Annotated in this window: 17 protein-coding genes; 8 read left to right on the top strand and 9 right to left on the bottom strand. The window is 40.6% G+C overall.

The window, feature by feature from the left end:
- The first annotated feature begins 18 nt into the window (after positions 1–18).
- The gene (locus CWB75_RS05310) at positions 19–900 is read left to right on the top strand and encodes a peptidylprolyl isomerase (protein ID WP_138570074.1); all 882 of its coding nucleotides are present in this window, start codon (positions 19–21) and stop codon (positions 898–900) included.
- Positions 901–933: 33 nt separating this feature from the next.
- Here the strand turns inward: CWB75_RS05310 and queF are convergent, their stop codons facing one another.
- Positions 934–1,779, bottom strand: a complete 846-nt coding sequence (gene queF / locus CWB75_RS05305; protein WP_055012787.1) for an NADPH-dependent 7-cyano-7-deazaguanine reductase QueF — start codon at positions 1,777–1,779, stop codon at positions 934–936.
- A gap of 59 nt (positions 1,780–1,838) precedes the next feature.
- On the opposite strand from queF, the gene syd reads away from it, so the two are divergent.
- Positions 1,839–2,378 (top strand): SecY-interacting protein, encoded by a 540-nt coding sequence (gene syd / locus CWB75_RS05300; protein ID WP_138562191.1) that lies wholly within the window; start codon positions 1,839–1,841, stop codon positions 2,376–2,378.
- A 55-nt stretch (positions 2,379–2,433) separates the two neighbouring features.
- Here syd and CWB75_RS05295 read toward each other — a convergent pair whose 3' ends face one another.
- The 3 genes from CWB75_RS05295 to CWB75_RS05285 form a co-directional block, all read right to left on the bottom strand.
- Positions 2,434–3,207, bottom strand: coding sequence for a Zn-ribbon-containing protein (locus CWB75_RS05295; RefSeq protein WP_138570073.1), 774 nt, complete (start codon positions 3,205–3,207; stop codon positions 2,434–2,436).
- 13 nt (positions 3,208–3,220) lie between these two features.
- Positions 3,221–3,490, bottom strand: a complete 270-nt coding sequence (locus CWB75_RS05290; protein WP_055012790.1) for a hypothetical protein — start codon at positions 3,488–3,490, stop codon at positions 3,221–3,223.
- A 104-nt stretch (positions 3,491–3,594) separates the two neighbouring features.
- The gene (locus tag CWB75_RS05285) at positions 3,595–3,828 is read right to left on the bottom strand and encodes a DUF2789 domain-containing protein (protein ID WP_010388246.1); all 234 of its coding nucleotides are present in this window, start codon (positions 3,826–3,828) and stop codon (positions 3,595–3,597) included.
- A 287-nt stretch (positions 3,829–4,115) separates the two neighbouring features.
- On the opposite strand from CWB75_RS05285, the gene CWB75_RS05280 reads away from it, so the two are divergent.
- A complete protein-coding gene (locus tag CWB75_RS05280) occupies positions 4,116–4,766 on the top strand; it encodes a GNAT family N-acetyltransferase (protein WP_138570072.1) in 651 nt (216 codons plus the stop codon).
- Between the two features lie 604 nt (positions 4,767–5,370).
- Here CWB75_RS05280 and CWB75_RS05275 read toward each other — a convergent pair.
- Together CWB75_RS05275 and CWB75_RS05270 are read right to left on the bottom strand one after the other, a co-directional pair.
- Positions 5,371–5,670, bottom strand: coding sequence for a DUF3301 domain-containing protein (locus tag CWB75_RS05275; protein WP_008109417.1), 300 nt, complete (start codon positions 5,668–5,670; stop codon positions 5,371–5,373).
- Positions 5,671–6,699 (bottom strand): DUF3549 family protein, encoded by a 1,029-nt coding sequence (locus tag CWB75_RS05270; RefSeq protein WP_055012793.1) that lies wholly within the window; start codon positions 6,697–6,699, stop codon positions 5,671–5,673. It lies immediately after the preceding gene.
- Between the two features lie 103 nt (positions 6,700–6,802).
- Between CWB75_RS05270 and CWB75_RS05265 the strand changes: the two genes are divergently transcribed.
- The 5 genes from CWB75_RS05265 to CWB75_RS05245 are packed head-to-tail and all read left to right on the top strand — an operon-like array spanning position 6,803 to position 10,338.
- Positions 6,803–7,123: a YqcC family protein gene (locus tag CWB75_RS05265; protein WP_008109420.1), complete on the top strand. Its 321-nt coding sequence runs from the start codon at positions 6,803–6,805 to the stop codon at positions 7,121–7,123.
- Positions 7,116–7,880 carry a tRNA pseudouridine(65) synthase TruC gene (truC, locus tag CWB75_RS05260; protein WP_138570071.1) on the top strand — a complete coding sequence of 255 codons (765 nt, stop codon included), beginning with the start codon at positions 7,116–7,118 and terminating at the stop codon, positions 7,878–7,880. Before CWB75_RS05265 ends, truC begins: the two co-directional genes overlap by 8 nt.
- On the top strand, positions 7,880–8,329 hold the full coding sequence (locus CWB75_RS05255) for a flavodoxin (RefSeq protein ID WP_075169593.1): 450 nt from the start codon (positions 7,880–7,882) through the stop codon (positions 8,327–8,329). The genes truC and CWB75_RS05255 overlap by 1 nt, the downstream gene beginning before the upstream one ends.
- A 15-nt stretch (positions 8,330–8,344) precedes the next feature.
- On the top strand, positions 8,345–9,220 hold the full coding sequence (locus tag CWB75_RS05250; RefSeq protein ID WP_138570070.1) for a nucleotidyltransferase family protein: 876 nt from the start codon (positions 8,345–8,347) through the stop codon (positions 9,218–9,220).
- A 44-nt stretch (positions 9,221–9,264) separates the two neighbouring features.
- Positions 9,265–10,338, top strand: coding sequence for a phosphotransferase enzyme family protein (locus tag CWB75_RS05245; protein WP_008109430.1), 1,074 nt, complete (start codon positions 9,265–9,267; stop codon positions 10,336–10,338).
- Positions 10,339–10,449: 111 nt separating this feature from the next.
- Here the strand turns inward: CWB75_RS05245 and CWB75_RS05240 are convergent, their stop codons facing one another.
- The 3 genes from CWB75_RS05240 to lipB all read right to left on the bottom strand — a co-directional run bounded on the left by CWB75_RS05240 (position 10,450) and on the right by lipB (position 12,443).
- A complete protein-coding gene (locus CWB75_RS05240) occupies positions 10,450–10,689 on the bottom strand; it encodes an RNA recognition motif domain-containing protein (RefSeq protein WP_008109433.1) in 240 nt (79 codons plus the stop codon).
- A 138-nt stretch (positions 10,690–10,827) separates the two neighbouring features.
- Positions 10,828–11,793 carry a lipoyl synthase gene (gene lipA, locus CWB75_RS05235; protein WP_008109434.1) on the bottom strand — a complete coding sequence of 322 codons (966 nt, stop codon included), beginning with the start codon at positions 11,791–11,793 and terminating at the stop codon, positions 10,828–10,830.
- A complete protein-coding gene (lipB, locus tag CWB75_RS05230) occupies positions 11,790–12,443 on the bottom strand; it encodes a lipoyl(octanoyl) transferase LipB (protein WP_008109436.1) in 654 nt (217 codons plus the stop codon). The genes lipA and lipB overlap by 4 nt, the downstream gene beginning before the upstream one ends.
- Between the last annotated feature and the right edge of the window lie 10 nt (positions 12,444–12,453).

The raw sequence follows: 12,453 nt of genomic DNA, 5'->3' as shown, positions 1-12,453 counted from the left end.
TAATAAAAAGGAAAAGGTATGAAAAAATTCGTAATCACTATTATAGCGTCGGCTTTGCTCGGCGGATGTGTCCAGCAAAGCACTTTGCCATCAACGCCAGTTAAAAGCCTAACCAGTAGTGAGATTATTGCTGCTACAACAGATGAGCAATGGCGATGGGTAGATCCTGAGAATATTTTAAAACTAACCCTACCTACCGGTGCTGCGTATATTGAGCTCAATCCAGCGCTTGCGCCAAAACACAGTGCCAATATTAAAAAATTGGCACGACAGGGCTTTTATCAGGGCACTCATATTTATCGTTTTGTGGAAGGGTTTGTTGCTCAAGGTGGTGATAGCACGGGTAAAAAGTTAACTAAAACCAAAAATAGCACAGTACCTGCCGAGTTTTATTTAACCACCAATAAGCCGCTTATGATCACTGAACTGGGTAGGGATGGTTATGCACCAATAACTGGGTTTTTAAATGGTTTTGCGGTGGCGCAAAATGAAACACGTGATCAAACATGGCAAATTCATTGCCATGGTGTCTTTGCAATGGCGCGCGGCAACGATATTAATAGTGCCAGCACGGAATTTTTTGTCACCATAGGGCAAGGTCCACGTTATTTAGACAAAAATATCACCGTATTTGGGCGAGTACTTACAGGTATGGCACATTTTCATCAGCTAGCGCGCACACCTAAAGGTGGTAGCGAGTTTAATCCTATTACAGATTTACAAGTATTAGCCGACGTTAGCAGCGATCACAGCCGATTTAAAGTAATGAAAACAGACTCAGATGCATTTAAACAGTTAATTTCAGCACGAGGTAGTCGTAGTGAGGAATGGTTTGCGTATAGCCATAATTACATTGATGTGTGTGGGATGCCTGTACCAACTAAGCAACTTAACGATTAAAAAAAGGAGCCTCAGGCTCCTTTTTTTTTTAGCTTATTGACGGTTTATTTTTACCGCAAAAGGGGTATCGTTATGATGCGTTGAGCGATATGGATTAATATCAAGGCCGCCACGACGCGTATAGCGCGCGTAAACTTCAAGCTCTTTAATATTCAATTGAGTGGTTAAGTCGCTATAAATACGCTCCACACATTGCTCATGGAACTCATTATGGGTCCTGAACGAAATTAAATAGCGTAATAATGACTCACGACACACTTGCTCACCAGTATAACGAATAATAATGCTGGCCCAATCCGGCTGTGAAGTAATTAAACAGTTCGATTTAAGCAGGTGACTATGCAAGGTTTCGCTAACCACTTTATCGCTTTGTGATTTTAGAGAATGTGCATCAATATGGTAGTTATCTATTTCAATATCTAACTCATCAATACACTCACCTGGAAGCGGTGTGCAAGGAATACAATTATAATCATCAGCGCTGTATAAGGTTACCTTTACCGGGCTGTTTACCGCATTTGATAAGTCGTCAATTAAATGTTGCTTAACAATGTCAATACTTCCAAAGCGACTTTGGTTAAAGCTGTTCAGATAAAGCTTAAACGACTTTGACTCTATAATGTGACTACTTTGACATTCGAAAGTAAATATCGCCACCGCAACTTGTGGTTTGCCTTTGGTATTTAACCAAGATAGTTCGTAACCGGTCCAAATATCTTGGCCTTTGAATGGTAATGCGGCTTCATCAATACTCAACGCGTCGCGATTAAGCTTGCGAGCAATAGGAAAAAGCAAGCTGGGCGTGTATTGATCTACATACTCAGTAGATTGACCAAGTACGCTGCCTTTAAGATCGGGAGAATTGCTGTAATCTGTCATGTTTGCTCTTAAATAGTTACAATGCGGACATTATATCTAAATTAAATGAGTTTCACAGTATGTCTGTTGCAATGCAATTAGCCCAACTTCACCAACGCTTTAGTGAAAAAACCATCAAAAATACACAAAAGCAGCCACTCATCGCCCACGATGAGCAATGGCCAAGTCCTTGTGAAATAGGCACAGCCGATGAGAACGGTATGATTCAATGGCAAGCGATAGTGAGAGAGCCTGCAGGTTCTTTGGCTGATCTCGCTAACGCATTAGAGCTTGAATTTCCTGATGAACTTAGCCAGTTTTATGGCCATATGTTTGCTGGCAGTATTTTAGCCAGCGTTGATGGCCATCAAGTAGAATTATTACAAGCGTGGAATGAGGATGACTTTGACTTACTGCAACAAAATATCACGGGTCATGTTTTAATGAAGCGAAAGCTAAAGCAAGCGCCAAGTGTTTTTATTGGTTTAACTGATCAAGATGATTTACTTGTTACGGTATTAGTGGAAACAGGTGAGGTGTGCCTAGAGTATGTAGGTAAAAAGCCACATCATGTACTCGCCAAAAACCTCAGTGAATTTATAGCGTCGTTGGCAGTATAATTATAAGGTAATTTTAAGGTGTGATGTTTTAGAAATAGCACCTTAAATATGGGATTTATTGAAAATCCCATGAAATATTAGACACTAAACCACACGGCTCACACCTAAAATCAAATAAACCAAACCATGGCTCAGGTAATTTCCATTCACCTTGGCAACTTGGGCATTTGCGCTTAAGCTCCGAGGCTTTATCGACACCACCTACACGATATAAGTAATAGTAAACAGGCTTTTTAGTTAAAAAGCTGATGCGTTTGCTAATATCTTTACCTCGGCGATACAAATCACTTTGCGTGCTGGCTATTTCCTCTAGTGCAGGAAATTCACAGCGAGTTGCGCCATTAATTTGAATTTGATCACACGCTTGCCAGTCTTCTTGCCATTTAATCAGGGTTTTATAATCGCCATTGGCAATTGCTGGAATATTAAATAGCGGAACGGGTAAAAAGTCATCGCCACAATACAGCGGGCTGCAGGTGTGCACATACGTAGTATATAAAATATAGCTTGAGGGCTCTTTACAACCATCGGCACCGTTTGAGTGAATGTCTTGACCTATTATTTTCACCTTTGGTGCTAACAAGCCTGCATCATGGAGCTTTTCAACACTGTGCTTTACAAATGCGCTGTTGTTAAGAGGGTGCATAGCGTCCTCGGTCGGACACATAACGCGAGTGATAAAATAGCCATCTTTTAACACCGTTGGAAATTCTTCTCCAATGATTTGGCCATTAAAGCGTAATGCATTTACCAAGCGATTTATTGCTTGCTCGGCTTGCTCCAAGGTGGTGTCTTGGTAGCAGTCAAATGTTAAATCAACAACAAACATTTATAGTCTCAAATTATTTTGGCGCGAGCAGTGTAAGTAATTGATCTAACTTTTGCTCAATTCTATCTAATTGAGAGTTGTTTTGATCTTCATTACTGGCACTTTGCTTTGGGGGTTTCATTAAATTATAAATTGAATCAGGATTATTCTTATATTGACTCACCGCAGCAATAATAACCGGCATTGGGGTCGGTGTTGTTAAACGACTTTTAGTTAGTGCAACAGTGGGAACTTTGCCTTCATCAAGAAGGACTTTAATAGCTTCAAATACAGCAGCATTCATTCAATTATAACTCTTTTATAAAGTAAGCTCGCAACATTGACGCTGCGAGCGGGTATGGTATCAATAAAGTGGCTAAGGCACATTAAAATGCGCCATAAAATTAATTATTTTTGACGAAGACGTACGTCTAGTTCATCAATTACTTCACTCCAATCGCCATCAACCGCTAGCGATTCGGCAATAAAATGTTGTTGGGCTTCATCCCAAAAGGGAGCATCTTGCAACAAGGTTGTATCGGCAATGGAGTGCGAGGCAATAAATGCATCTATTTGCGCATCCGAATCCGGCAGTCCTAGTTGGGCGAACAAGGTATTAATAGTATGTTTTGTTGTATCCATAATAATGCTCCTAAATGAATTAATATGTATTAACTCTAGGGGGGAATGGTATATCTAGCCAGTTTAACCCTTACTGAATCTATGCTTTATTTACTCAATAGTAAGTCGCTAAAGCATGATCTGACTCAATGCAGTGGATGAGCGTACTAACTAAAATGTAAATTCGCTTACTTGTCTCACTTAGGTATATAGTTATATAAGCATTTGGTCATCGTTGTAGTTCAAAATTAATCCCTTATGCGTTACTTGGCGTAACGATGGGGGTGTAAAATAACAAAGGAAATAAAATGACAGCCACAGCAGAATCGACAGACGCCTTTAGTGTTCAGCATATTGCACCAGAGGATATAAGCACAGCAGCCAGCCTGATATATCAGGCATATCAAAACGATCCTATTTTACAAACACTGCTAGGGTATAACGAAGACAACCCGCTCGATTATGAAAAAAAATTACGTGCACTTATCCGTGAAGAGCTCAGTAGCTTTTGGCAAGAGAAGCAGCCTTTAATCGGCCTTTACCGCAATGATAAATTAAAAGCGGTTGCCTGTGTGTTTGAGTCAAATAGCCAATTACAAGCTGAGCGTTATTGGCATTGGCGATTAAAACTGATGCTAAGTGCAGGTTATTTACAAACGAATCAATTAATTGAAAAAGAAAAAACCATTCGTGACGCCTTAAAGCCGCAAGGGAATTATTACTTTTTAGCGTTTATTGCGGTTGATCCACACTTTCACGGGCAAGGGTTTGGTCGCACTTTACTTAAAGGTTTAGATGGCTTAATACACGATAATCTTGAGTCTTCTGGTATAGCGGTATTTGTGACTCGTGACGAGCATACGAAATTTTTTAAATCGCAAGGCTTTGAGCACTTTAAACAACTTTCATTTAACCAAGTTAAGGGTGAATTACTATTTAAAGTTGCTAATGCTCAATAAAGGTAGTTGTTCATAATGGCGTATCTGTAAGCCTATGTCCCAAATCGGGCACACCAGTGTGAGATATATCCTACATTAGTGTGCTCTTTGTCAGTTTAAATCCATTATTTATCCGTTTATAAGCATCAAGCTTCTGTTATTTATAGCTATTTTAGTTTTTTCAATTTTGTGACATTAAATTTTTTAGTTTTCCTCACTATTATACCCAGCCGTTTGGTTTAAACTTTACTTTGTCAAGACGACATAGCTCAATGACTGAGCTAATGCCATGGATATGGAATCAGGCAGCATAGTAGTGACTAGCAGGAAGCGTAAAGGACAAGTTAACACGGATGCAAGGATGAAACAGGAAGTACATGAAGTACTAAAATAGCTAGGAGCTATTTAAAGGATACCAAGGATGATGCGATAGGACATTGCAGGAGCGTTAGTTTACGCAGGACGGCCAAGGCGGCAAGAGGATATTGCAGGATGCAATGGAGGGCTAACACGGTAGTTTGCTCGTTCAGTGGATGATAAACAAGGATCAGGTAAAGGATACCTTACAGGATGTTGGCAATTAGGGCGTAACTGAGGTTACGCCTTGGTTTTTTGTTTACAAAAATTATATCTTATGTGGTGGCACAACCACACTTTTTAGCTTTTCATCTTCCATGATTAACACTCCCTGATAAGCATTTTCACCATCGCTTGAAAATTCAAAAATAAATTCGCTTTTCATGCCCGGTTTACCACTTTTTAAAATGCCAAACCGACGCTTGCTACAAGCCACACTCATTAGTTGTACCTGCAATTGCTCACTTTGGCGTTTGGCATGAACGTTCGCTGCTTCGGCTATTTTACGATTTAGCCAAAAAAAATAAATTACAGCCCCAATAAGTATGAACGTCCATAAACTAGCCATTTAAGAGAATAACCTTCCAATTGCGCGAGCTAACGTCTCGCTTCTGTTTTCTTTACGTAGTAATGCTAATAAATGTGGGCGAATAGTTGGAATTGCAACTAAATCTGCAAAAATGCTGGGAAATAACTCAGCTATTTTCTCATGGTGCGCACAGTTATCCATAAATACATGCAAACGCTGTGGCTCTTCTAATTGTTTAAAGCAGCGACCTGCAATAGTTAATAAAATGTCTGAGTCTTGCCCAAGCGTAGATTCTAAAGCGCAGTCAACCAGTTGTGCGCTAAGCCCTGTTGCTTGCCCTGATGATATGGCGCGAAGCGCGGCAGAAGCCGTAACCACATCATTATTCTTAAGGGCGGTTTGTCCATAACTTAACAATAACTCACTTAACGTGGGTGGTATTTCGATGTGTTCAAGCATTGCGCTTAATGGTTGTAATACTTCAACAGGTAAATTAGGCCACGCAGCGTGTAAGTGTTTTAAGTTATCAGCACTGTTGAGGCGATAAGCAAAATCAGCAATGCCTTGTAGCGCCACACTTTGCCAATTATCAAAACCAATCTGGCCACTAAAATAAAGCTGGGCATGCTCATAATACTGTGAGGCTGGTTGTTTTAATAACACTTTAACTTGTGCATTAAACGCCGCTAATTTATTAGCATTAGGAGTAAATACGTAAGGGTTATTATCGAGTTTGCCATCGGCTTGTTCGCCGGTAATTTCTGTTCCTAGTGCTTGAATTACCATGTCTGCAAAGTGGTCGCGGCTGGCACTAACGAGTTTACTTTGTTCATCAAGTGGGAATTTTAAAAACCACACATAGGGTTCTTTGCTAGCTTTACTGTCCCAAAATTGAATCGCTAGCCATGCATGGCCTGCTAATGGGTAAGGGTAAGGAACTTGTGCTTGTTCAACAGCTAAAAATTGTTGTTTATCAAGCTTGGTAATATGCCTGCCAATATCAAAAGCACGCCATTGAGTTCCTGCACCGTCTAAAAGCTGGCCTAATGTGGCTATATGTTCACTCATGAATTTCCAACTGTTTTTACTACAAAATTACGCTAATTATACGCCATAGCGACTGTTGAGGGAACAGGGTATAATTGTGCAATATACAAAGTAAAGGGTGATTATGACTGAGCAAACCCAACTCTATTTAACACAATTAACTGCGCTACTTAAAAAGTATCAGCTTTGGCAGAATGAGCCGATTGACCCTGCATTGTTGCATTCAAGCGTCCCTTTTTGCCATGATACGCTTGCATTTGAACAGTGGTTACAGTTTGTATTTATAGAAAAAATTCAACAGATTATTACAATGAAACAACCGTTACCGCGTAATTTTGCAATTGCTCCTATGGCGCAAATGACACTCATTGATAAATCCGGAAGCGAAGAGATTATTTCTTTGCTGACGCAATTAGATTCTTTGCTTGGAGAGTCAGATGACTGAACGTCCAGCGCCAGTTGAATACGGCGAACTGAACATTCTCTATCAAGATGAGAACTATGTAGCGATTGATAAACCATCAGGCTTACTTGTTCATCGCTCCTTTTTAGATAAGCATGAAACTCAATTTGCAATGCAAATGCTACGCGATCAACTCGGTCAGCATGTGTTTCCTGTGCACCGTCTTGATAGGCCGACATCTGGTGTGTTGCTGTTTGCTCTAAGCTCAGAAGCCGCGCGTGATATGAATCAGCTGTTTATTGAGGGTACGATCTCAAAGCGTTATTTAGCTTTAGTACGCGGATTTGCGCCTGAATCTATTTTTTTAGATAAACCGTTAAAAGAAGAACTAGACAAAATCGCTGATAAATTTGCCGATCAGGATAAAGATGCTCAAGAAGCACAAACTCAGTTTAACTGTTTGCACCAAGCTGCGTTGCCTATTCCCATAGGAAAATACCCAACGGTTAGGTATTCTTTGGTAGAGTGTTTTCCTAAAACAGGGCGTAAACATCAAATTCGTCGCCATTTAAAACATTTGTCGTTGCCAATAATTGGCGACGTTAACCATGGTGATAACCAGCATAATCAGTTTTTTAGAGAACACTTTTCTCTTAGGCGATTAATGTTATTTGCTACAGAGCTTAGCTTTGTACATCCTTATAGTAACGAATCGATAATAATTAAAGCGCCACTAGGTGATGCAATGTTGAGTATTTGCAAACAGTTAGGGTGGCCAAGTGAAGAAAAGGATTATTAATGGCACATATTAGTATTTTTGTAGGCAGCGTGTACGGTGGTGCTGAACGTTTAAGTGAGCAAATAAGTGATACCATTGAGCAAGCCGGCCATCAGGTAAGCGTATTCGCAGAGCCAAATTTAGAAGATATAAAAAATGCATCGCATATTTTAATTGTTACCTCAACAACAGGCCAAGGCGATATACCCGCTAACTTGGCAGAGCTTTATAATCAGCTTAACAGTACGTTTCCAATGTTAACCAATAAACCATTTGGCATTGTAGCCATGGGTGACAGAAGCTACGGTGATACGTTTTGCGCAGCAGGGCGTAGCTTTGATGAACTATTACGTGACTTACAAGCTAAACCTGTGGGTAACCGACTAGAAATTGATGCCTGTGAAGACTTTGAGCCTTGGCCTGTCACCGAGCCTTGGTTACAAACTTGGCTTGGTAAATTACCCTCTTAAATGCGCAGACTCCAAATGAAAAAACATAAACTGAGTTTGATTGTGCTTGCGGGCGGCTTAGGTAGCCGCTTTGGTGGCAATAAACAAATTGCAGAAATTCCAGGGCTAAATTGCACAATTATGGAATTGAGCATTATTGATGCGCATCACGCTGGAGTGACGCAGGTGGTGCTGATAATAAACCAAGCGGTACGCAGTGAAATAGAGCGTACGATTTTGCCACGCTTGCCTAGTGATCTTGATGTGGTGCTGGTGGAGCAACACATTGAACAGGTGCCCGAACAATTTAAAGCAACACTTTGCCAGCGAGTAAAGCCTTGGGGCACAGGTCACGCTCTACTGTGTGCCAAAGCCCACATTAATAACCCCGCTATTGTGATCACTGCCGATGACTATTATGGCAAATCTTCGTTTGTATTACTGAGTGAGCACTTTAAAAAAAGTGCTGAATGGGCAATGGTAGGGTATCCGATTATTGATACTCTTTCTGAGCACGGTGGCGTTAATCGTGGGGTATGTAATATTGCTAATGGAAAGCTTGTTGCCGTAACTGAGTATTTGAATATTCAACAACAGTCTGAGCATATTTTTGGCGACAACCCACAGGGTTTACGTGAGAAAATCAGCCCAAACTCCCTAGGCTCGATGAGTTTTTGGGGGATCACCCCCTGCTTTTTTGACTATTTGCAACAAGGCTTTGAAACGTTTTTACAGCAATATAACGTGAATACTCAGCAAGAGTACTACTTACCTGATCAAATCCAGAAAGCTATTAATGTAAAAGCACAGCCTGTATTTGTATACACTGCAAAAGAGCCTTGGTTTGGTGTTACCTATAAATCAGAACTGACAAGCATTGCGGCTACTTTGTGCGCATTACGTCAAGCGTAGCTATTAAATTATTATCGCCTTGGGCGAAAAGAGTGAAGTAGAAAATGAATACAGTTCCTATAGAAGTTTATTTATCTGAGAGTTTTGGCCTTGACGAGAAGCATGCGAGCATAAAACCCATAGGCAGTGGGCATATAAATACTACTATGTTATTAAGTACTTCGAAGCGGTCACTAGTTGTACAAAAGCTCAATACGGTGGTGTTTCCAAAACCACAGTTACTTGTTGATAATGCGCGATTAATAGAGCAACACTTAAGTAAAAAACAACAAGCAGGTGAATTCAATCTAGCAATAGTACGCCATGTAGCGACGACTCAGAATGACTATTTAGTTAATAATGATGATGATACTTGGCGAGCACTTGAGTTTATTGGTGGCAGTTATAGTGAAGATGTGGTTAATACTGCTAGCCAGGCACAAACAGCGGCCAATGCATTTGGCCAATTTGCGCAAGCGCTACAAGACTTTGACGCGAACAATTTACATGCGGTTATTCCTAATTTTCATAACTTGGCCATGCGTGCAGAAGTCTTCAAGCAAGTGGTTAGCACCGATCCTCATAAACGTTTGGCTCATTGTCAGGAAGAGGTTGATTTTTGCCTGTCGCAGCTTTCACTTATCGATGAGCTTAATGCCCTTGAGGGAAAAGTGCCTATTCGTGTGTGCCATAACGATACTAAAATAAACAACATGCTATTTTGCTTAGACTCTAATAATGCAAAAGCGGTGATAGATTTAGATACCTGTATGCCTGGTTATTGGCTTAATGATTTTGGTGATATGGTCAGAACATTTTGCTCTGCAGAGCAAGAAGATTCAACGGCGCTTGAAAAGGTAGGTGTTCGTGAAGATATTTTTGCAGCGATTGTTAAAGGCTATGTTGAGCCACTAAAGGGGGTATTAACACCCGCCGAGAAACAAAGCTTTTGGTTAGGTGCTAAAGTAATGCCCTTTATGATTGGCTTACGCTTTTTAACTGATTATATAGATGGTGATAATTACTTTAGCGTTAAGCATAAGAGACACAACTTAGATCGCGCAAAAAATCAATTTGCCTTATACAAGGATATAGTAAGTAAGCAGCAGGTCTTAAAGGAGATCTTGACTCAGGTATAAACCCAATTAATTATATTGCTCAAAGCGTTATAACTAAAACTTTGAGCAATATAAATTGAGGTTAAACATTGAAAGTATGTGTTAACTTCCAACATCTCAATTTTTTACTTATTAAGCATCCGCTAGTTTTACACGGATTTTGCTTTTGTCTACTGTGGTTTGATTAAGCGCTTTAATTGCGCCTTTAACTTCAATGTCATTAGGCATTTCTACAAAGGCAAAGCCTTTAGATTGGCCTGTTTCTTTATCGAGTACCAAGTTACAGGTGGTCACTTTACCGTGAGCCGTAAATAACGTACGAAGTTCATGCTCAGTAGTGGCACGTGATAAGTTACGAACTAATAATTTCATATATAACCTAAATAATGGGTTCAAGCATAATTATCTCAAGTAACCTTGCTTTAACCTAACGTTATTTTATAAACAGTAAAAATAACTATTAAAAAACAAAAAACCGCCTAATGGCGGTTTTTTATACATTGCGAGAGATTACTTTACTTCTTTACCCGCTGCTTGTTGATCTGCATGATAGCTTGAACGTACAAACGGGCCTGAAGCGGCGTGTGTAAAGCCAATTTCATCAGCATATTCTTTTAATGCGTCAAATTCAGCTGGTGGCACGTAACGCTTAACGGGTAAGTGATGCTTAGACGGTTGTAGGTATTGCCCTACAGTAAGCATATCAACGTTATGAGCACGTAAATCGCGAAGTACTTCCTCGATTTCGCTAATTTCTTCACCAAGGCCAACCATTAAGCCTGATTTTGTTTTAACCTCAGGATGGGCTTCTTTAAAGCGACGTAATAATTCAAGAGACCATTTATAGTCAGCACCTGGGCGCGCAAGTTTGTATAAACGTGGCGCCGTTTCTAGGTTGTGATTAAATACATCTGGCGGCGTTTCAATTAAAATTTCTAACGCTCTGTCCATACGGCCACGAAAATCGGGCACTAAAATCTCAATGGTAATTTCTGGGTTATGCTTACGAATTTCGCGGATACAATCAGCAAAGTGCTGAGCACCACCGTCACGTAAATCATCGCGGTCTACAGAAGTAATAACCACATAGCTTAACTTCATGTCTTTAATGGTCAGTGCCAGCTTTTCAGGCTCAGCGGCATCAGGTTTTAATGGGCGACCATGTGCAACGTCACAGAATGGACAACGACGTGTACAAATAGCCCCTAAAATCATAAAGGTCGCTGTACCGTGGTTAAAACACTCTGATAAGTTAGGACACGAAGCTTCTTCACATACAGAGTGAAGGCCGTGCTTACGCATTGCTTGTTTTATGCCGTCAATCCGCTCGGTTGACTTAGGTAAGCGAATTTTAAGCCACTCTGGCTTACGGAGCATTTCGGTTTTTTCTGTTGGTAAAACTTTAACGGGGATCAACGCCATTTTTTCTGCGTCGCGTAGTTTTACACCTGGTTCCATTTTGACTGGTTTATTCATTCGTTTTCAAACCCTTCAGTATGCTTAACCTGTGTTGCATTAAGCTTCTTGATCATGTGTTTTACCAGCCCTTCACCTGCAGCTTCAAGGTTTTGAGGGCCATTTAGTTCTTTAGTTTGCACCATATTCATGCCCGCATAACCACATGGGTTGATGCGTAAAAATGGACTTAGATCCATATTAACATTTAATGCCAAGCCATGAAATGAGCAGCCACGACGAACTCGTAAACCTAAAGAGGCAATTTTACTGTCGTTAACGTAAACACCAGGGGCATCCGCTTTCGCGTATGCATCTATGGCGAACTCTGCAAGGGACTCAATGATGCACTCTTCAAGCCAAGTAACTAGCTCTCGCACCCCAATTTTTAAACGACGTAAATTAAATAATACATACATCATTTGCTGACCAGGGCCGTGGTAAGTAACCTGTCCACCGCGGTCAACTTTAATCACTTCAATGTCACCTGGGGCGAGTAAGTGCTCATCTTTACCGGCTTGGCCTTGGGTAAATACACTTTCATGCTCTACCAACCAAATTTCATCTGGCGTATTTTCATCACGGGTGTCGGTAAAGTCTTGCATTTTTTGCCAAATCGGCATGTAACGCTGACGACCCAGTTGGCGTACGATTAGGGTGTTTTCGCTCACAACAAATCTC

This window comes from Pseudoalteromonas sp. S1608, assembly GCF_005887265.1.
GTDB classification, from domain to species: domain Bacteria; phylum Pseudomonadota; class Gammaproteobacteria; order Enterobacterales; family Alteromonadaceae; genus Pseudoalteromonas; species Pseudoalteromonas undina.
The sequence above is the reverse complement of the archived record's forward strand: the minus strand, read 5'-3'. Positions and strand labels throughout refer to the sequence as shown.